The 17,734-nt window shown below is 67.3% G+C and carries 16 protein-coding genes; 12 read left to right on the forward strand and 4 right to left on the reverse strand.

What is annotated here, in order from left to right; genetic code table 11:
* Nucleotides 1-61: 61 nt before the first annotated feature.
* Entirely contained in the window at nucleotides 62-958 is an 897-nt protein-coding gene (locus tag J3A72_RS11400; RefSeq protein WP_075076137.1) for a LysR family transcriptional regulator, read from the reverse strand.
* A gap of 105 nt (nucleotides 959-1,063) precedes the next feature.
* On the opposite strand from J3A72_RS11400, the gene J3A72_RS11405 reads away from it, so the two are divergent.
* The 3 genes from J3A72_RS11405 (at nucleotide 1,064) to J3A72_RS11415 (ending at nucleotide 4,940) form a co-directional block, all read left to right on the forward strand.
* The gene (locus J3A72_RS11405; protein WP_075076138.1) at nucleotides 1,064-2,422 is read left to right on the forward strand and encodes an MFS transporter; all 1,359 of its coding nucleotides are present in this window, start codon (nucleotides 1,064-1,066) and stop codon (nucleotides 2,420-2,422) included.
* Nucleotides 2,422-2,808 carry a DUF4440 domain-containing protein gene (locus J3A72_RS11410; RefSeq protein WP_014647499.1) on the forward strand — a complete coding sequence of 129 codons (387 nt, stop codon included), beginning with the start codon at nucleotides 2,422-2,424 and terminating at the stop codon, nucleotides 2,806-2,808. Before J3A72_RS11405 ends, J3A72_RS11410 begins: the two co-directional genes overlap by 1 nt.
* 221 nt (nucleotides 2,809-3,029) lie before the next feature.
* Nucleotides 3,030-4,940, forward strand: a complete 1,911-nt coding sequence (locus J3A72_RS11415) for a CocE/NonD family hydrolase (protein ID WP_075076139.1) — start codon at nucleotides 3,030-3,032, stop codon at nucleotides 4,938-4,940.
* A gap of 742 nt (nucleotides 4,941-5,682) precedes the next feature.
* Here the strand turns inward: J3A72_RS11415 and J3A72_RS11420 are convergent.
* Nucleotides 5,683-6,636: an AraC family transcriptional regulator gene (locus J3A72_RS11420; RefSeq protein WP_075076506.1), complete on the reverse strand. Its 954-nt coding sequence runs from the start codon at nucleotides 6,634-6,636 to the stop codon at nucleotides 5,683-5,685.
* 394 nt (nucleotides 6,637-7,030) lie between these two features.
* Between J3A72_RS11420 and J3A72_RS11425 the strand changes: the two genes are divergently transcribed.
* The 7 genes from J3A72_RS11425 to J3A72_RS11455 all read left to right on the forward strand — a co-directional run bounded on the left by J3A72_RS11425 (nucleotide 7,031) and on the right by J3A72_RS11455 (nucleotide 14,908).
* On the forward strand, nucleotides 7,031-7,789 hold the full coding sequence (locus tag J3A72_RS11425) for an SDR family NAD(P)-dependent oxidoreductase (RefSeq protein WP_075076507.1): 759 nt from the start codon (nucleotides 7,031-7,033) through the stop codon (nucleotides 7,787-7,789).
* A 129-nt stretch (nucleotides 7,790-7,918) separates the two neighbouring features.
* Nucleotides 7,919-8,371 carry an MgtC/SapB family protein gene (locus J3A72_RS11430; RefSeq protein WP_014647495.1) on the forward strand — a complete coding sequence of 151 codons (453 nt, stop codon included), beginning with the start codon at nucleotides 7,919-7,921 and terminating at the stop codon, nucleotides 8,369-8,371.
* Between the two features lie 223 nt (nucleotides 8,372-8,594).
* Entirely contained in the window at nucleotides 8,595-10,253 is a 1,659-nt protein-coding gene (gene lldP, locus J3A72_RS11435) for an L-lactate permease (protein ID WP_075076508.1), read from the forward strand.
* A 53-nt stretch (nucleotides 10,254-10,306) separates the two neighbouring features.
* A complete protein-coding gene (lldR, locus tag J3A72_RS11440) occupies nucleotides 10,307-11,071 on the forward strand; it encodes a transcriptional regulator LldR (protein WP_053495068.1) in 765 nt (254 codons plus the stop codon).
* Nucleotides 11,072-11,075: 4 nt separating this feature from the next.
* The gene (lldD, locus tag J3A72_RS11445; RefSeq protein WP_075076509.1) at nucleotides 11,076-12,215 is read left to right on the forward strand and encodes an FMN-dependent L-lactate dehydrogenase LldD; all 1,140 of its coding nucleotides are present in this window, start codon (nucleotides 11,076-11,078) and stop codon (nucleotides 12,213-12,215) included.
* On the forward strand, nucleotides 12,212-13,912 hold the full coding sequence (gene dld, locus J3A72_RS11450) for a D-lactate dehydrogenase (RefSeq protein WP_075076510.1): 1,701 nt from the start codon (nucleotides 12,212-12,214) through the stop codon (nucleotides 13,910-13,912). The genes lldD and dld overlap by 4 nt, the downstream gene beginning before the upstream one ends.
* Nucleotides 13,913-14,023: 111 nt before the next feature.
* Nucleotides 14,024-14,908, forward strand: coding sequence for a hypothetical protein (locus J3A72_RS11455; protein ID WP_075076511.1), 885 nt, complete (start codon nucleotides 14,024-14,026; stop codon nucleotides 14,906-14,908).
* Nucleotides 14,909-14,977: 69 nt separating this feature from the next.
* Here J3A72_RS11455 and J3A72_RS11460 read toward each other — a convergent pair whose 3' ends face one another.
* Nucleotides 14,978-15,274, reverse strand: coding sequence for a hypothetical protein (locus tag J3A72_RS11460; RefSeq protein WP_014037553.1), 297 nt, complete (start codon nucleotides 15,272-15,274; stop codon nucleotides 14,978-14,980).
* Between the two features lie 169 nt (nucleotides 15,275-15,443).
* Here J3A72_RS11460 and J3A72_RS11465 point away from each other — a divergent pair, with 169 nt between their 5' ends.
* Together J3A72_RS11465 and J3A72_RS11470 are read left to right on the forward strand one after the other, a co-directional pair.
* Nucleotides 15,444-16,103 (forward strand): decarboxylase, encoded by a 660-nt coding sequence (locus J3A72_RS11465; protein WP_075076512.1) that lies wholly within the window; start codon nucleotides 15,444-15,446, stop codon nucleotides 16,101-16,103.
* 68 nt (nucleotides 16,104-16,171) lie between these two features.
* A complete protein-coding gene (locus J3A72_RS11470; protein WP_046431172.1) occupies nucleotides 16,172-16,951 on the forward strand; it encodes a CDP-diacylglycerol diphosphatase in 780 nt (259 codons plus the stop codon).
* Here J3A72_RS11470 and J3A72_RS11475 read toward each other — a convergent pair.
* Complete coding sequence (locus J3A72_RS11475; protein WP_075076513.1) at nucleotides 16,948-17,583, reverse strand: GNAT family protein; 636 nt, start codon at nucleotides 17,581-17,583, stop codon at nucleotides 16,948-16,950. The two genes, J3A72_RS11470 and J3A72_RS11475, sit on opposite strands and share 4 nt — an antisense overlap.
* Nucleotides 17,584-17,734 lie beyond the last annotated feature (151 nt).

The raw sequence follows: 17,734 nt of genomic DNA on the forward strand, positions 1-17,734 counted from the left end.
AAGGGGACGGAGGGGATTAAGTCGTTTATGCATAAACGACTTAATCCCCTCCGTCCCCTTTTCATATGGCGAACCACCCGCGCAGGAAATCGATCAGCTGCCGCACCTTCGGCGAGGGCTGCGTGCTGTGCGGGTAGACCGCGTACACGCTCTGCTGCGGGAAGCGGTGCTGGCGCAGCACCGGGCGCAGGCGGTCCTGGGCCAGGTCGTCCTCGATCAGCCAGCTTGGCAGCACGGTGACCCCGGCGCCGGCCACGGCGAAGGCGCGCAGGCTGCTGGCACCATCCACGCGCACCACTGCATTGCCCGGATTGGTGGCAAACAAGGCGTCGCTGCCGTCGGGCGCGACCACCGGCACGTCCGCCAGGCGCGGGTAACCCAGGCGGGGCAGGGTGCCCAGTTGCACGGGGTCATTGGCCGCATCGGCAGAGGGCAGGCGTGCCAGCAGGGACGGAGCCGCCACCGCGCACAGCGGGTGCCGTTCCAGTTCACTGGCATGCAGGCCCGAATCGGGCAGACGGCCGAGACGGATCGCCAGGTCGAAGCGCTCGGGAATCAGGTCTGCCGGCGCGGGAGACGTGGACAGATGCAGCTGCAGGGCCGGATGCCGCGCACGGAAGGCTTCCAGTGCGGGAATCAGGCGAAGCTGCGCGTACTCCGGGGTGGTGGTCAGGCGCAGCACACCCTGCAGCTGGTGCTGGTCGCGCCGCGCGGCATCGATTGCCGCCTGCGCGGCATCCAGCGCCTGTACGCAGTGCTGCAGGAACTGTTCGCCAGCGTCGGTCAGGGCCAGGTGGCGGGTACTGCGCAGCAGCAGGGTCACGCCCAGCTCCTGCTCCAGCCGCTTCAGGTTGAAGCTGACCACCGCACGGCTCAGGCCGAGCCGATCGGCCGCTGCGGTCAGGCTGCCGGCCTCGACCACGGCACGGAAGATATCGAAGCGATCGAGGCTGACCATGGCGATTCATTGTCAAAACAGATTTGACAGTGTTGCAGGTGTTGTCGTGTTTTTCCAACAAAGCCCGGACGGCATGCTGGACGCTTCCTTGCTGGAGCGCCGCCGATGCCGTCCCCCCGCCTGCGCCATGAGGCGATCTTCCTGCTGGTGTTCGCCCTGGATCTGGTCAACATGTTCATCGCCACGGTGGCCTATCCGGCACTGGCAGCGGAACTGCACGCTGATGTCGGTACCCTGGCCTGGGTGGGCACCGCCTACATGCTGGGCCTGAGCGTGGTGATTCCGCTGGCGCCCTGGTTGGCCGCGCGCTGTGGTGAGCGTCGCCTGCTGCTGGTGGCGTTGCTGTTGTTCGCGGTTGCCGCTGTGCTGGCCGGCGCCGCACCGGGTATCGGCTGGCTGCTGGGCTGGCGCCTGCTGCAGGGGCTGGCCGGTGGCCTGCTGATTCCGGTGGCACAGGCGGCAGCGTACCGACAGTGCACGCCGGACCAGCGTGGCGCGCTGACCCGCCGCATCCTGCTGGTGGCGCTGCTGGTGCCCGCACTGGCGCCGGCGCTGGGCGGGTTGCTGGTGCAGTGGTTGTCCTGGCGCGGCGTGCTCTGGGCCAGCCTGCCGTTGGCGGTGGTGGCGATCAGCCTGGTGCTGGCCTGGATGCCGGCCGATGGCGCGCGCACTGCGCCGCGCCTGCAGGCCTATGCGCTGTCCACCGCGATGCTGGCGCTGGGCGCGCTGCTGCTGGCGTTGACCTGGCTGGGTGAACCCGGCCATCGGGCCGCCGGTGCCGTACTGCTGTTGATCGCAATGCTGTTGGCGGCGGCCCACCTGCGGCATGCACGGCAGCAGGCGCAGCCCCTGCTGCGCTGGTCGCTGCTGTCCCATCGGGGCCTGCGCCTGGCGATGCTGGTCTATCTGGCAGTGCCCGGTGTGTTCATCGGCAGCCAGCTGGTCAGTACCCTGCAGCTGCACCAGGCCGGTTACAGCGCGGCACGCATCGGCGCGTTGATGCTGCCCTGGGCGCTGGCCTCGGCCATTGCGATCACGGCCAGCAAGCGCCTGCTGGCGCGCTTCGGCCCGGCCACGGTACTGCGTACGGGCATGCTCCTGCAGGCCAGCGGCCTGCTGTTGATGGCGCTGCTGCCGCAGCCGGCCTTCGCGTTGGCCGGGCTGCTGTTCGCGCTGATGGGCGCCGGCGGCAGCCTGTGCAGCAGCACCGCGCAGACGCTGGCCTTCCATGGGGTCGAGGGCGAAGCATTGGGCGATGCCAGCGCACTCTGGAACCTCAACCGCCAGCTCAGCTTCTGCCTGGGCACCGCGGCCATCGCGCTGCTGCTGGCATTGGCCATGCAATGGCTGCCGGCCCACGCCACCGGCATGGCGCTGGGTCTGGCCGCGGTACTGACCCTGCTGCCGATGGCGCTGCTGCGCCGGCCGCAGTTGCTCACCCTTTCGCAACCGGAGAACATCTGATGGATACCACCGCAGAACATGAAATCCACCACCTGCACGACAAGCTGCAGGCCTGGTTCCGTGCCGATGTCGGCGCCGATGCGCTGGAGGATCTGATGGCGCACTTCAGCGCGGACTTCAGCATGGTCGGCATCGCGGGTCGCCGATTGGATCGGCAAGCCGTGCAGGCGTTGTTCGCGGGCGGTCACGGCGCGCGCCCCGGGCTGCGGATTTCCATCGACGCCGTGCACGCGGTGGAAGCGCCTTCACCGCTGGCGGTGCTGCGCTATCGCGAAGGGCATTCGCTCGATGGCGGCACGCCTGCATGGCGGGAGTCACTGGCGGTGCTGCGGCAGGAAACCGGGCGCTGGCGCTGGCTGGCCTTGCATGAAGTGCCGGTAGCCTGACCGGTAGTGCCGGCCGCTGGCCGGCAACCGCGTAACGCGCCGCAGGATCATGAAGTTGCCGGCCAGCGGCCGGCACTACCGGTCGCCGGCGAGCGCAGCGGCAACGCAGGCACATGTGCCATCAGTCCTGCCTGCATCCACCGCAGAATGCAAAGCCCGCACACACTTCATGGCTCGGGGCAGGAGTAGGCTTGGAGCTTTCCTGCCGGGAGGGGTTGTCCATGCGTGTGCGTGCCGTCGCTGTAGCCATTGCCCTTTGCCTGTCCAGCGCCGTGCTGGCCGCCGATACCCCGCCGATGACCCCGGACATCAGCGGCAAGTCCTTCGTTGCCCCCGATGTCGGTCGTGACTACGACAAGCGCGTGGTGATGGTGCCGATGCGTGATGGCACCAAGCTGTATACGGTGATCGTGGTGCCCAAGGGTGCCCGCAATGCCCCGATCCTGCTGACCCGCACCCCCTACGATGCCGCCGGCCGCGCCAACCGCAGTGACTCGCCGCGCATGCGCGACCTGCTGCCACAGGGCGACGAGGTGTTCGTCGACGGCGGCTACATCCGCGTGTTCCAGGACATCCGTGGCAAGTACGGCTCCGAAGGCGATTACGTGATGACCCGGCCGCTGCGCGGGCCGTTGAACAACACCAGGGTGGATCACTCCACCGATGCCTGGGACACCATCGACTGGCTGGTGAAGAACGTGCCGGAGAGTAACGGCAAGGTCGGCATGCTCGGCTCGTCGTACGAGGGTTTCACCGTGGTGATGGCGCTGACCGACCCGCACCCGGCACTGAAGGTGGCCGCGCCGCAGAGCCCGATGGTCGATGGCTGGATGGGTGACGACTGGCTCAACTACGGTGCGTTCCGCCAGGTCAACTTCAACTATTTCGCAATGCAGACCGAGAAGCGCGGCAAGGGCACGCCGCTGCCCAGCCTCGGCTATGACGACTACAGCACCTTCCTGCGCCTCGGTTCGGCCGGTGACTACGCGCGTTTCACCGGCGTGGACCAGCTGACCTGGTGGAAGAAGCTGGTCGAGCACCCGGCCTATGATGGCTTCTGGCAGGGCCAGGCGCTGGACGCGGTGATGGCCAAGACACCGTTGAAGGTGCCGACCATGTGGCTGCAGGGCCTGTGGGACCAGGAAGACATGTGGGGTGCCAACCACGCCTACCAGGCGATGGAAGGGCGCGACAGCGGCAACAACCGCAACTACCTGGTGATGGGCCCGTGGCGGCACAGCCAGGTGAACTACGGCGGCAGCGAGCTGGGTGCGCTGAAGTTCGATGGCGATACCGCGCTGCAGTTCCGTCGCGATGTGCTCAAGCCGTTCTTCGACCAGTACCTGGTGGATGGCGCGCCGAAGGCCGATACGCCGCCGGTGCTGATCTACAACACCGGCGAGAACCACTGGGAGCGCCTGAAGGGTTGGCCGCGCAGCTGCGACAAGGGCTGTGCCGCCAGCAGCAAGCCGCTGTACCTGCGCGCTGGCGGCAAGCTGGCGTTCCAGGCACCGGCGGCGGGCGAGGGGGACTTCGAGGAATACGTGTCCGACCCGGCCAAGCCGGTACCGTTCGTGCCGCGCCCGGTCCGCTTCGGCGACCGCGACATGTGGACCACCTGGCTGGTCAAGGACCAGCGATTCGTTGATGGCCGCCCGGACGTGCTGACCTTCATCACCGAACCGCTGACCGCGCCGCTGCGCATTGGCGGCGCGCCGGTGGTGCACCTGCAGGCTTCGACCAGTGGCACCGACAGCGACTGGGTGGTGAAGCTGATCGACGTGTATCCGGACCAGGAAGCGTCGACGCCTGAGATGGGTGGCTACGAGCTGCCGGTGTCGCTGGCGATCTTCCGTGGCCGTTACCGCGAAAGCTTCAGCGATCCGAAGCCGCTGGCCGCCAACCAGGTGCTGCCGTACCGCTTCGACCTGCCCAACGCCAACCACACCTTCCAGAAGGGCCATCGGGTGATGGTGCAGGTGCAGTCCAGCCTGTTCCCCCTGTATGACCGCAATCCGCAGACCTACGTGCCGAACATCTACCTGGCCAAGCCGGGCGATTACCAGAAGGCCACGCAGCGGGTCTGGCACAGCGCAGCGCAGGCCAGTTACATCGATCTGCCGGTGTATTGAGGTTGATGAGGTACGCCGGGTGCGCGATGCCCGGCGGCGGTAGTGCCGGCCGCTGGCCGGCATCGGCGACGGTGCAGGACCGTGTCGACCCAGGTCGACACCTGCCAGGGCTGAGCCATGGCATGTCGAATCAGGCGGCTTTGGTAGTGCCGGCCGCAGGCCGGCATCCGCGACGGCGCGAGAGCATGTCGACCAAGGTCGACACCTACCGGGGCTGAGTCATGGCATGTCGAATCAGGCGGCTTTGGTAGTGCCGGCCGCTGACCGGCTACCGCGACGATGCAGGAGCGTGTGGACCAAGGTCGACACCTGCCAGGGCTGAGCCATGGCATGTCGAATCAGGCGGCTTTGGTAGTGCCGGCCGCTGGCCGGCATCCGCGACGGCGCGAGAGCGTGTCGACCAAGGTCGACACCTACCGGGGCTGGCCATGACATGTCGAATCAGGCGGCTTTGGTAGTGCCGGCCGCTGGGCGGCATCCGCGACGGTGCAGGAGCGTGTGGACCAAGGTCGACACCTACCGGGGCTGAGTCATGGCATGTCGAATCAGGCGGCTTTGGTAGTGCCGGCCGCTGGCCGGCTACCGCGACGATGCAGGAGCGTGTGGACCAAGGTCGACACCTACCGGGGCTGAGTCATGGCATGTCGAATCAGGCGGCTTTGGTAGTGCCGGCCGCTGGCCGGCATCCGCGACGGTGCAGGAGCGTGTCGACCAAGGTCGACACCTACCGGAGCGGGGATCCTCACCCCACCTTCGAGGGGCCCGTACGCCAGCGGCTGGGGACCAGGCCGAAGCGCTTGCGGAACGCGGCGGCGAAGTTGCTGGGGTGGCGGTAGCCGCTGGCGGCGGCGGCCTGCTCAACCGTCCATCCGTTTTCGCGCAGGCCCTGTTCGGCATGGCGCATGCGCTGTTCATGCAGGTAGTCGAACACCGAACTTCCATACTGCTGGGCAAAATGGCGGCGCAATGAGCTGGGGCTCATGCAGGCCAGCCGGGCCAGCTCGACCAGGCTGTGTGCATGGCTGGGGTCGTCATGCAGGTAACTGCGTACCCGTTCCAAGCGCTCGCGCTGGCCGGCACGCAGCGTGCGCACCGGGTCGGTCTGCAGATCCTCGGCCTGCAGGCCGAGGGCCAGCAGCTGCAATGCCACGCCTTCGCGCCACAGCGCGTCGATGCCGTCCTGCCACGGGCTGTCGAACAACTGGCCCAGCACCGGCAGCATGGCGTGGGGAATGGCCCAGTGGCGGCATTCCAGGTGCGTGCCAAGCGCTTTTTCCAGCTGTGGCATCTGCAAAACATCCGCGTCGATGCCACCCGGCACGATCACGCTGACCCCGCGCAGGCGCGTTTCGCCGGGGTGCGCGCCGGTCATCTCGATCTGGTTGCGATGGTGGGCGGTCATCGCGGTGCCGGCACGCAGGGTGAAACTTCCGCGTCGCGGGATACGCACGTCGACCTGGCCCTGCAGCATCACGCGGATGGCGAGCCCGGGCCGCTGTTGCGCGGTCGCCACATAGGGGAACCGGTTATGCACGTCGGAGGCGATCAGGCTCATGCCACCGCGCATGAACTGTTCGTTGACTTCGCCGCGGCCGGCCCACTGGTCGTCGCGCAGGTGTTCCGGATCAGCGCGGTAATCGAAGCCGTGGCGTTGGCCGAAGCGGCGGTAATCGGCAAAGGTGAAGTATCGGGACATCGCTCGGCACGTACAGGAGGGGAGGCGCTGGCACCATGGCCCATGTGCTGCCCCGCGTAGCGGGCAGCCTGGAAGGCCGGAAAACGCCAGGTTGGAAAAAATGTGTCGAAGAAACTGGAAACGTTTCCCATTGTCGCTGCGAATCATTCGCAGGGGATTTGAATACGGTCAAACCGATTGGTCATTACGGCCAAGTTGAACGGGGTGCCGGACATACGCCAGCGTTTTGCCGCTATATCCGTACTTGATTCCCTACATGAACTTCGGTTGAGGTTTCATTGCTGGAACGATCATCCGCGGACAGGCTGTTGGTCTGCTCGTCACAGCGGCCGGCGTAAGGTGATGGATTGGCGGCCGCGCGCCGCATCGCTCCCCCCACCGATGGAGAATGCAGATGATTGATTACCAGCTGACCGGCAAGACCGCGATCGTGACCGGCGGCGTGTCGGGCATCGGCTTGGCCGTGGCACAGACGCTGGCCGCATCCGGTGCCCGTATTTCGGTCTGGGACCTCAAGCAGGATGCGGTGGATGCCACCGTGGCGCAGTTGCGCAGCACCGGCGCACAGGCCATCGGCATCGCGCTGGACGTCACCGACGATGCAGCGGTGGAGGCGGCGGTGCGGCGCACGGTCAAGGAACTTGACGGCCTGCATGTGGCGGTCAACAACGCCGGTATCGGCGGGCCGGCGGCCAGCAGCGGCGACTATCCGATCGAGGGCTGGCAGCGGGTCATCGACGTCAACCTCACCAGTGTGTTCCTGTGCCAGCGTGCGCAGATCCAGGCAATGCGGGCCGCTGGAACCGGCGGCAGCATCATCAACATGGCCTCGATCCTGGGCCAGGTGGGCTATGCCGGTTCCACCGCTTATGCGGCGGCCAAGCACGGCGTGGTCGGGCTGACCCAGACCGCCGCGTGGGAACATGCGGCCGACGGCATCCGTGTCAACGCGGTGGGTCCGGGTTTCATCAGCACACCGCTGCTGGAGAAGATGGACCCTAAGGTGCGTGCCACGCTGGAAGGACGGCACGCGCTGAAGCGGCTGGGCACGGCCGAGGAAGTGGCGGCATTGGTGGCCTGGTTGGCCAGCGACGACGCCTCGTTTGCGACCGGCGCGTACTACGCCATCGATGGTGGCTACCTGGCGCAGTGATGCGTTGAACGCAGGGTGCGGTGCCGCCGGGTGTCGCCCGGCGCTACCGGGTGAACGGACTGTGGCGTGGCCTTCACCTCTGTGCCACGGGGGCCACGCGACGCTCCGGGAAAACCCCGGAGCTTGGCCATGGAACTCACCCAGGATGTCTCGATCCTGCTGCGCGTAGCCGCAGCGATGCTGTTTGGCGGCGTGCTGGGCGTCGAGCGCGAGATGGGCAAGCACGCCGCTGGCCTGCGTACGCACATGCTGATCGCGGGGGCCGCTGCGCTGATCGTCGGCCTCGGCGACTCGGTGGCCGAGCATTTCCAGCAGGAGCGCTACCGCGACCTGCTGCAGGTCGATCCGGTGCGCCTGATCGAAGCGGTGGTGGCCTGTGTCGGCTTCGTTGCCGCTGGCACCATCCTGCGTGGGTCACGCGAGGACCAGGTCAGCGGCCTGACCACGGCCAGCTCGCTGATCATGGCAGCGGCCATCGGGATTGCGGTGGGGATCAGCAAGTACGTGATCGCCATCGGGGTGAGCGTGCTGTGCGTGCTGGTGCTGGCGGTGATGCGGCGGTTGGAGAAAAGGATTCCGTAGGGAAGGGCTAGTTGCCGGCCAGCGGCCGCCACTACCATGAGAGCCGTAATGGTCAGACCAATATGAAGTCTAGCTCTATGGTCTAATAGGCACTTCGTCGGAGCGGCGGTTAAATCCGCCGCAGGTGGTCTGATCGAAATCATTATTGGTACGACCAATAATCGACAGCCATGGCGACCCACCGCCTGCGGTGGAGCACATCCCGCCCCAGTCGAGAGCCTTCATGCAGCCCTGGCAACACCTGTACGACCCCGCCGGCAACCTGTGGTTGTCCAGCCTGATCGCGCTGCTGCCGATCGCGTTCTTCTTCATTGCCCTGGCCGTGCTGCGCATGAAGGGCTGGCTGGCCGGCACGATCACCGTGGCCATCGCGCTTGGCGTGGCCCTGTTGTTCTACCGCATGCCGTTGAGCCAGGCGCTGGGCGCGGCCGGTTTCGGCTTCGTCTACGGCCTGTGGCCGATCGCCTGGATCATCATCGGCGCGGTGTTCCTCTACAAGGTCTCGGTCAAGACCGGTCAGTTCGACATCATCCGCGCCTCGATCCTGTCGGTGACCGAAGACCAGCGCCTGCAGATGCTGATGGTCGGTTTCGCGTTTGGTGCCTTCCTGGAAGGCGCGGCCGGCTTCGGTGCGCCGGTGGCGATCACGGCGGCGCTGCTGGTCGGGCTGGGCTTCAAGCCACTGTATGCCGCCGGCCTGTGCCTGATCGTCAACACTGCGCCGGTGGCGTTCGGTGCGATGGGCATTCCGATCATCGTGGCCGGGCAGGTCACCGGCCTGGATGCATTCGAGATCGGCCAGATGGCCGGCCGCCAGCTGCCGTTCCTGACTGTGATCGTGCTGTTCTGGATCATGGCCATCATGGATGGCTGGCGTGGCATCAGGGAAACCTGGCCGGCGGTGCTGGTGGCCGGTGGCTCGTTCGCCATCGCGCAGTACCTCACCTCGAACTTCATCGGCCCGGAGCTGCCGGACATCACCGCCTCGCTGGCGTCGCTGGTGTGCCTGACCCTGTTCCTGCGCCGCTGGAAGCCGGCACGGATCTTCCGCTTCGATACCGAAACCAGCGCCGAGGCGGCCGCGCAGGCACTGGAGGCACCACGCTACAGCGTCGGCCAGATCGCCAAGGCGTGGTCGCCGTTCCTGATCCTCACCGCGATGGTCACGCTGTGGAGCATCAAGCCGTTCAAGTCGCTGTTCGCGGCAGGCGGCCCGTTGGAAGGCTGGGTGCTCAAGCTCCCGGTGCCGGGCCTGGACCAGAGGGTGCAGAAGATGCCGCCGATCGTCGACGCGCCGCTCAGCTATGAGGCGATCTACAAATTCGACTGGTTCTCGGCCACCGGCACCGCGATCTTCCTTGCGGCGGTGATCGCGATCATCGCACTGCGCATGCCGGCCCGCTCGGCGCTGCAGACCTTCGGCGAAACCGTGCGTGAGCTGCGCATGCCGATCTACTCGATCGGCATGGTGCTCGCCTTCGCCTTCATCGCCAACTACTCGGGCCTGTCGGCAACACTGGCGCTGGCACTGGCACACACCGGCGATGCGTTCCCGTTCTTCTCGCCGTTCCTGGGCTGGCTGGGCGTGTTCCTGACCGGTTCGGATACCTCGTCCAATGCGCTGTTCTCGGCGCTGCAGGCCACCACCGCGCAGCAGATCGGCGTATCCGACGTGCTGCTGGTGGCGGCCAATACCACCGGCGGCGTTACCGGCAAGATGATCTCGCCGCAGTCGATCGCCATTGCCTGCGCGGCGGTCGGCCTGGCCGGCAAGGAGTCGGACCTGTTCCGCTTCACCGTCAAGCACAGCCTGATTTTCACCACGATGGTCGGCCTGATCACCCTGGCCCAGGCCTACTGGCTGACCTGGATGATTCCCTGAGCCATGCATGGCTGGCCGACCACCCGCTGTGCGCTTCGGGCCACAATGGCGCCATGAGCACGCAACGTATTTCGGACAGGGTGGCCGCGCAGCTGCGCGGCCTGGTGCAGGAACAGCGGCTGCGGCCGGGCGACCGGTTGCCCGCCGAGCGCACCCTGGCGGTGCAGCTGGGGGTCTCGCGCACCGCGCTGCGCGAGGCGATCGCGCAGCTGGCCAGCCAGGGCCTGCTGACCGCACGCATCGGTGGCGGCACCTACGTGGCCGAACCGGCGGCGCGCGCGCGGCAGGCGCTGGATGAACCGCTGGCGCCGTACCTGCCGCTGTTCCAGGGCGACCCGGAATACCGTTTTGACGTGCTGGAGATCCGCCACGCGCTGGAAGGTGCCACTGCCTGGCATGCGGCGCTGCGAGCCACCGATGAGGACCGTATGCGCATCGCGCAGGCCTTTCAGACCATGATGGACGCGCACGGCAAGGACGACCCCACCGGTGAAGCAGAGGCTGACGCGGCCTTCCACCTGTCCATCGCCGAGGCCTCCCACAACCTGGTGCTGCTGCAGGTGATGCGCGGCCTGTTCGAACTGCTGCAGACCAACATCTCGCAGAGCCGCGAGAAGCTCTACACCTCGGCGAGGACCTTCTCGCCCCTGTCCGACCAGCACCGCGAAATGATGGATGCGGTGCTGGCCGGCGACCCCGAACGCGCGCGCGCCGCCGCGCATGCCCACCTCGAGTTCGTGCACACCACGCTGCGCACGCTCGATGACAACGAAGCCCGGCGTGCGCGGGCCTCGCGCCTGCCTTCCCCACACGGTTGACCCCATGATCATCTCCGCCTCCACCGATTACCGTGCCGCAGCGCAACGCCGGCTGCCGCCGTTCCTGTTCCACTACATCGATGGCGGCGCGTATGCCGAGCACACGCTGAAGCGCAACGTTTCCGACCTGTCCGACATCGCGCTGCGCCAGCGCATCCTGCGCAACATGTCCGACCTGAGCCTGGAAACCGAGCTGTTCGGCGAAACGCTGGCAATGCCGGTGGCGCTGGCGCCGGTCGGCCTGACCGGCATGTATGCCCGCCGCGGTGAAGTGCAGGCGGCGCGCGCGGCCGACAGCCGGGGCATCCCGTTCACCCTGTCCACCGTATCGGTGTGCCCGATCGAGGAAGTGGCACCGGCCATCCAGCGGCCGATGTGGTTCCAGCTGTACGTGCTGCGCGACCGTGGCTTCATGCGCAATGCGCTGGAGCGGGCACAGGCCGCCGGCGTGACCACGCTGGTGTTCACCGTGGACATGCCGGTGCCGGGCGCGCGCTACCGTGATGCACACTCCGGCATGAGCGGCCCGAATGCCTCGCTGCGCCGCATCGGCCAGGCCGTCACCCATCCGCACTGGGCGTGGGACGTCGGCCTGTTCGGCCGTCCGCATGACCTGGGCAACATCTCCACCTACCGCGGCAACCCGACCGGGCTGGAGGATTACATCGGCTGGCTGGGCAGCAACTTCGATCCGTCCATTTCGTGGAAGGACCTGGAGTGGATCCGCGAGTTCTGGAAGGGCCCGATGGTGATCAAGGGCATCCTCGACCCGGATGATGCGCGCGATGCGGTCAGGTTCGGTGCCGATGGCATCGTGGTTTCCAACCACGGTGGTCGCCAGCTGGATGGCGTGCTGTCTACCGCACGTGCATTGCCGGCCATCGCCGATGCGGTGCAGGGCGACCTGAAGATCCTCGCCGATTCGGGCATCCGTACCGGCCTGGACGTGGTGCGCATGCTGGCGCTGGGGGCCGATACCGTGCTGCTGGGGCGCGCCTTCGTCTATGCGCTGGCCGCGCAGGGCGAGGCCGGCGTGGCCAACCTGCTGGACCTGATCGCCAAGGAGATGCGCGTGGCGATGACACTGACCGGCGCGCGCCGCATCGCCGACATCGGGCGCGATTCGCTGGTCAACCTGCCATGAGTGGCCATGACGCCGTGCTGGCGCAGTTGCGCGACGCGGTCGGCAGCCGCCATGTGTTGACCGGCGACAAGGCCACGCGCCGCTTCCGTCGTGGCTACCGCTTCGGCGATGGCCCGGTGCTGGCGGTGGTGCGCCCAGGTACCTTGCTGGAACTGTGGTATGTGCTGCAGGCAGCGGTGCAGGGCGGAGCGGCGATCATCCTGCAGGCGGCCAATACCGGCCTGACCGGTGGCTCGACCCCGGATGGGGACGACTATGGGCGCCCGATCGTGCTGGTCAGCACGCTGCGCCTGACCGGCATCCAGCTGTTGAACGAGGGCCGCCAGGTGCTGTGCCTGCCCGGCGCCACGCTCGACCGCCTGGAGCAGACCCTGGCACCGCTGGGCCGCGAACCGCATTCGGTGATCGGCTCCTCCTGCATCGGCGCCTCGGTGCTGGGCGGCATCTGCAACAACTCCGGCGGCGCGCTGGTGCGCCGTGGCCCGGCCTATACCGAGCTGGCGCTGTATGCGCAGGTCGATGCGCAGGGCCAGTTGCAGCTGGTCAACCACCTCGGCATCGCGCTGGGTGATACGCCCGAGCAGATCCTGCAGCGCCTGCAGGCCGGTGACTATGCCGCTGAGGACGTGGGTGACGGCGATGGCCGCGCCGCGTCTGATCCACGCTACGCCGAGGAAGTGCGCCGGGTCGATGCCGATACGCCGGCACGCTTCAACGCCGACCCCAGCCGCCACTTCGAAGCGGCCGGTTCGGCCGGCAAGCTGGCGGTGTTCGCGGTGCGCCTGGATACCTTCGAAAAGGAGCCCGCCGAGGTCTTCTACATCGGCAGCAACCGCACCGACAGCCTCACTGCGATCCGGCGCCAGCTGCTGACCGGCTTCGAGCGCCTGCCGATTGCCGGCGAGTACATCCACCGCGATGCCTATGACATCGGCGAGCGCTACGGCAAGGACAGCTTCCTGTTGATCGACCGCCTCGGCACTTCCCGTGTGCCCGCCGCGTTCGCATTGAAGAGCCGGGTCGATGGATGGTTCGAGCGGCTGGGCCTGCGCGGGGTGACCGACCGGGTGATGCAGGTGCTGACCGGCCTGCTGCCCTCGCACCTGCCCAGGCGCATGGGTGAATTCCGCCAGCGCTACGAGCATCACCTGTTGCTGAAGGTCTCCGCACAGGACGCGGCGGCAACCGAGGCCTGGCTGCGCGGCTTCTTCGCCGATCATGAGGGTGGTTACTTCCACTGCACGGCCGATGAGGGGCGCAAGGCGTTCCTGCATCGCTTCGCGGTGGCCGGCGCGGCGGTGCGCTACCGCGAAGTGCATCGGGACCAGGTGCAGGATATCGTGGCGCTGGACATCGCCCTGCGCCGCGATGATGCCGACTGGTTCGAGCAGTTGCCGGCCGATATCGATGGCCGCCTGCTGCACAAGCTGTATTACGGGCACTTCCTGTGCCATGTGTTCCACCAGGACTACATCGCACGCAAGGGCGAAGACCCGATGGCGATCGAGCACGCGATGTGGGCGCTGCTGGACCAGCGCGGCGCCGAGTATCCGGCCGAGCACAATGTCGGCCACCTGTACCCGGCCAAGCCGGCCCTGGCCGGGTTCTATCGGCAGCTGGACCCGAGCAATACGTTCAATCCGGGCATCGGCCAGACCTCGAAGGAAAGAGGGTGGGGTGGCTGCGACTGCGGATGATGTAGAGCCGAGCCCATGCTCGGCTGCTCTTCCCGACAGACAGCCGTCGAGCATGGCTCAGCCCCACCCGGACAGCGGTTACCATCGGAATCCCGTACGCAGGAGCCGCCCATGCCCACCATCGTTGCCCGCGCGACCCTGTGCGCTGCATTGCTGGCAACACCGCTGCTGGTGCTGGCGCAGTCCGCGATCCTGCCGCAGCAGCGCGACGCCGCCGGCAACGTGATGGAGCCGCTGGGGCAGGTGCTGGAACAGGGAGGGCAGGGCGAAGCACGCATGCAGTACTGCACCCTCGATCGTGCCTGGTGCGTGCGTGTGCATCCGGTGACCGAGGACGGCGATCGGCCGACGACGCTGGAAGTCTCTGAACGGGAGGCTGGCGAAAGCGAGCCACACGTCTACCACGTCAGCATCGACGTGCCGCAGGAAAGCGAGCTTTCGCTGTGGCCGTGGATCGTGCGGCTTGCGCCTGGCGTTGGCAGCGATGAGGCAGTGAGCGACCCGCGGCAGCGCGCCCGCCAGAACGTGCTGGTGGGCGGTATCGTCAAATTCAGCACGATGTACTCAGGCGGTGGTGCCGACGCGTCCACGCTGCAGCTGGCGCGCGTGCGTCACCTGCAGGATGACATCCAGGTGGACGACGACGTGCTGACCCTGCCATGGCTGGGCAACGCGATGATCCGCGCCTGTTTCAGCGAGCAGGACATGAAGCAGCGCGCAGGCGCCTGCCACGACGAGTATCGGTTCTCGGCAAGGCTGGCGCTGGATACCGCCGCCGGGGGCATGCCGGTGTTGCGCTACCAGACGGTGGCGACGCGGTTCCCGGCCGGTGTCTCACGCTTCGAGGATTCGCTGGCCAAGGGGCCGTTGAAGAAGAAGGACCTGCGCACCGAGCAGGACCCGGCGTGCAGCTACACGCGGTTGTTCCGCTTCAGTGATGGGGTGTTCCACCCCGACCAGGCGCTGCCGGACTGCGCGGGGTATACCGAGCCCTGAGCTGTAGAGCCGAGCCTGCGCTCGGCTGTCACGGAAGCGCAGCCGGGCATGGGCTCGGCTCTACAGCGCCTACTCGCAGCGGGTGGCGGTGATGATGTTGTCCTTGTCCACGTACACACGCAGGCGGTCGTGGCGGATGTCCTTGGTGGTGATGGTGTTGGGGCCGATCGGGTTGACCAGGCCGGCACCGCTTTCGCTGGACAGGCGGCGGATGTTGGGCTCATTGGCAGGCTGGCCGATTGCCCAGCCCAGCTGGCTGGCGTCGCAGTGGCCGGTACCCTTGACCTGCGGACCGGGGGTGCTGACGCAGGCCGACAGCAGCAGGGCCGACGCGGGTAGCAACAGGGACAGACGGAAGGCGGACATGCAGCGCTCCTGCGCAGGGAAGATGGGCGGAACGATAGCACCCGGCGCGCGAAAGGCGTCAGCGCCCCGGTCATTGCCGGCACGGCGTAGCCACTGCATAGTGGGAGGGATGACTGGCATCGCGCCAGCGGGCAGGCCGGGCCATTCCGGTGCAGGTGCTGGATACGGTATGACGGCAGACAGTTTCCGCGACAAGCGCAGGGCGATGACGGTACTTGCAGTATCGGTGCTGGCCGTGGCGTGTGCCGCCACTGCCGCCGAGCCAGTGCTGGCCGCAGCCGCGGAAACGCCGGTGTTCGGCGCGTGGCGCAACCTTCAGACCGAGGCCGGCTACGCGCCGGCCCAGCGCAATCTGGCCTTCGCCATGCTGCCGCAGGCGGCGACCCGCGGCGACCGTTTCGCCGTCCTCGACCGTGAAGGCAAGCGGGCGGTGTGTTGCCTGCAGGTGGCCAGCCCGTCGCTGGGCGTGGCCGCGCTGCGCGAGCAGTACCACCTGCCGCAGGCCTGGGTGACCGACCTGAGCAATGGCCGCAGCCCGGCGCGTCCTTATCTGCCGCATGTCTATGCGATGCAGCGTGTGGACGAACTGGCAGACTACGGCTTCGCCGATGTGCCCGGGGCCTACAGCGACCTGGGTGGGCTGCTGATCCCCGAGGGCGCCGCCCTGGAGGACGATGGCAGTGCCGTCCTGCTGGGCGACAACCGTTATTCCCTGCATTTCCAGCGCCAGCCGCACGCCGATGATGATGGCGCGCTGGACCGCTACACCCTGCAGGGCGGCGACGGCGAGGCCCCGTTCGTGGTTGAAGTGCCGTTCGGCACCTACTGACTGCAGCACTGCACTGGCTAGAATGCAGCGCGGCGCCGTCTGCCGTGCCTGTTCCGTGAGTTGCTGCCGTGTCCCTGCGCCCTTTGCTGCTGTCGTCCCTGCTGCTGTTGTCCGCCTGCGCCAGCGCGCCACCTCCACCGCCGGCCCATTCCGATGCGCTGTGGCGCTTGATCGAGCGTGACTGCAAGGCGGTGGAAGGACCGCGTGGCAGTTGCCTGCGGGTGGAGACGGCGGCCGACCGCCGCGACGTGCTGGTCAAGGATGCGCACGGTGACTACCAGTTCCTGCTGATGCCGCTGGACAAGGTCAGTGGCATCGAGAGCCACGGCCTGTACCAGCGTGGGGTACCCAACTATTTTGCGGCCGCCTGGCAGGCGCGCGGGCATACCGAACAGGCCCTGGGCCGGCCGCTGCCGCGCAGCGTGGCCAGCCTGGCACTGAATTCGCCGCACGGTCGCTCGCAGCACCAGCTGCATATCCATGTCGACTGCCTGCGCGCGGATGTGCTGCAGGCACTGGATGCACATGCCGGTGCGCTCGGTCCGCGCTGGTCACCGTTTCCGGTGCCGCTGCGCGGGCATCAGTACCAGGCCTATCTGCTGCCCGGTGCAGAACTGACCGCCAATCCGCTCAATCTGCTGGCCTATGGCCTGAGCGGCGTGGGCGATGTGGGCCAGTGGAGCCTGGTGGTGGCCGGGCGCGGCGAGGTGCAGGGCGGCCCCGGCTTCATCCTGCTGGCTACCCGCGTGGATGCCGCCAGCGGCAACGATGCCAGCGGCGAGGAACTACAGGACCATGCCTGCACGGTCTTGACCGGTGCCGGTGCGGCACTGGAGCGGGTGCGCTAGCCGATCGGCTGCTGGCAGCTGCGCCAGGCCGACGCGGTCAGCGCCAGCAGCTGACGGTCATGCCATCCCTGCGCGTCCAGATGGTAGTCGCGCAGGATCCCTTCGCGGATGAACCCATGGGCCTGCAGCGCCTGGGCAAACGGGCTGGTGCAGCCTGGCGGCAGCAGCACGAAGAGGCGGTGCAGGCCGACATCGTCGAACAGGAACGGGCACAGTGCCCGCAGTGCCGCCTGCGGATGGGGGTGCCGGTGCTGCAGCGATTGCAGCTCGGCGCAGCGCGAGTGCAGCGACTGCAGGCGGATATGAAGCTGGTCGTGCAGTACGCCCTGCACGTCGTCGAACACACCCAGCACCAGCAGGTCGTTGTCTTCCTGCAGGCGTGAACGATAGACGCTGGCGAGGAACCGCGCCTCTTCATCAATGCCGTAGGACGGCCGTTGGCCGCGCTGGCGACGGTCGTCGAAGGCACGCCAGCGTGGCAGGTCGGTGCGCTGGAACGAACGCAGGGTGATGGGCGTGGCCTGGAGGTGGAGCAAGTGGCGGCGCAGGACGGGTCGTAGTGGGGCGAAGTGGGTGGAAGGGGCGCTGTTGGTCATCCCGGCACGATGCGCATCACTGACGCGCCAGGCCATGCAATTCATTGCAAAAGTGGGGTGGTGCCGTAAACGCGTCTGATTCGGTTCAGGCATAAGCCCATCAGGGCTGGTCATTTCCGTTGAAACCACCCATTCAGGACACTTTCGTTACGGGATCGTTATGTGTCGTACCGGCTGCGGCTCCCGT

The sequence above is a fragment of the Stenotrophomonas sp. PvP093 genome, from assembly GCF_017876915.1.
Classification (GTDB): domain Bacteria; phylum Pseudomonadota; class Gammaproteobacteria; order Xanthomonadales; family Xanthomonadaceae; genus Stenotrophomonas; species Stenotrophomonas muris.

Excerpts from the sequence above, each read along its gene's own strand:
- J3A72_RS11460 (WP_014037553.1), bottom strand. The coding sequence starts at position 15,274 with ATGTCCGCCTTCCGTCTGTCCCTGTTGCTACCCGCGTCGGCCCTGCTG.
- lldD (WP_075076509.1), top strand. The coding sequence starts at position 11,076 with ATGATCATCTCCGCCTCCACCGATTACCGTGCCGCAGCGCAACGCCGG.
- J3A72_RS11400 (WP_075076137.1), bottom strand. The coding sequence starts at position 958 with ATGGTCAGCCTCGATCGCTTCGATATCTTCCGTGCCGTGGTCGAGGCC.
- J3A72_RS11430 (WP_014647495.1), top strand. The coding sequence starts at position 7,919 with ATGGAACTCACCCAGGATGTCTCGATCCTGCTGCGCGTAGCCGCAGCG.
- lldP (WP_075076508.1), top strand. The coding sequence starts at position 8,595 with ATGCAGCCCTGGCAACACCTGTACGACCCCGCCGGCAACCTGTGGTTG.
- J3A72_RS11455 (WP_075076511.1), top strand. The coding sequence starts at position 14,024 with ATGCCCACCATCGTTGCCCGCGCGACCCTGTGCGCTGCATTGCTGGCA.
- J3A72_RS11410 (WP_014647499.1), top strand. The coding sequence starts at position 2,422 with ATGGATACCACCGCAGAACATGAAATCCACCACCTGCACGACAAGCTG.
- J3A72_RS11415 (WP_075076139.1), top strand. The coding sequence starts at position 3,030 with ATGCGTGTGCGTGCCGTCGCTGTAGCCATTGCCCTTTGCCTGTCCAGC.
- lldR (WP_053495068.1), top strand. The coding sequence starts at position 10,307 with ATGAGCACGCAACGTATTTCGGACAGGGTGGCCGCGCAGCTGCGCGGC.
- J3A72_RS11420 (WP_075076506.1), bottom strand. The coding sequence starts at position 6,636 with ATGTCCCGATACTTCACCTTTGCCGATTACCGCCGCTTCGGCCAACGC.
- dld (WP_075076510.1), top strand. The coding sequence starts at position 12,212 with ATGAGTGGCCATGACGCCGTGCTGGCGCAGTTGCGCGACGCGGTCGGC.
- J3A72_RS11465 (WP_075076512.1), top strand. The coding sequence starts at position 15,444 with ATGACGGCAGACAGTTTCCGCGACAAGCGCAGGGCGATGACGGTACTT.
- J3A72_RS11475 (WP_075076513.1), bottom strand. The coding sequence starts at position 17,583 with ATGGCCTGGCGCGTCAGTGATGCGCATCGTGCCGGGATGACCAACAGC.
- J3A72_RS11405 (WP_075076138.1), top strand. The coding sequence starts at position 1,064 with ATGCCGTCCCCCCGCCTGCGCCATGAGGCGATCTTCCTGCTGGTGTTC.
- J3A72_RS11425 (WP_075076507.1), top strand. The coding sequence starts at position 7,031 with ATGATTGATTACCAGCTGACCGGCAAGACCGCGATCGTGACCGGCGGC.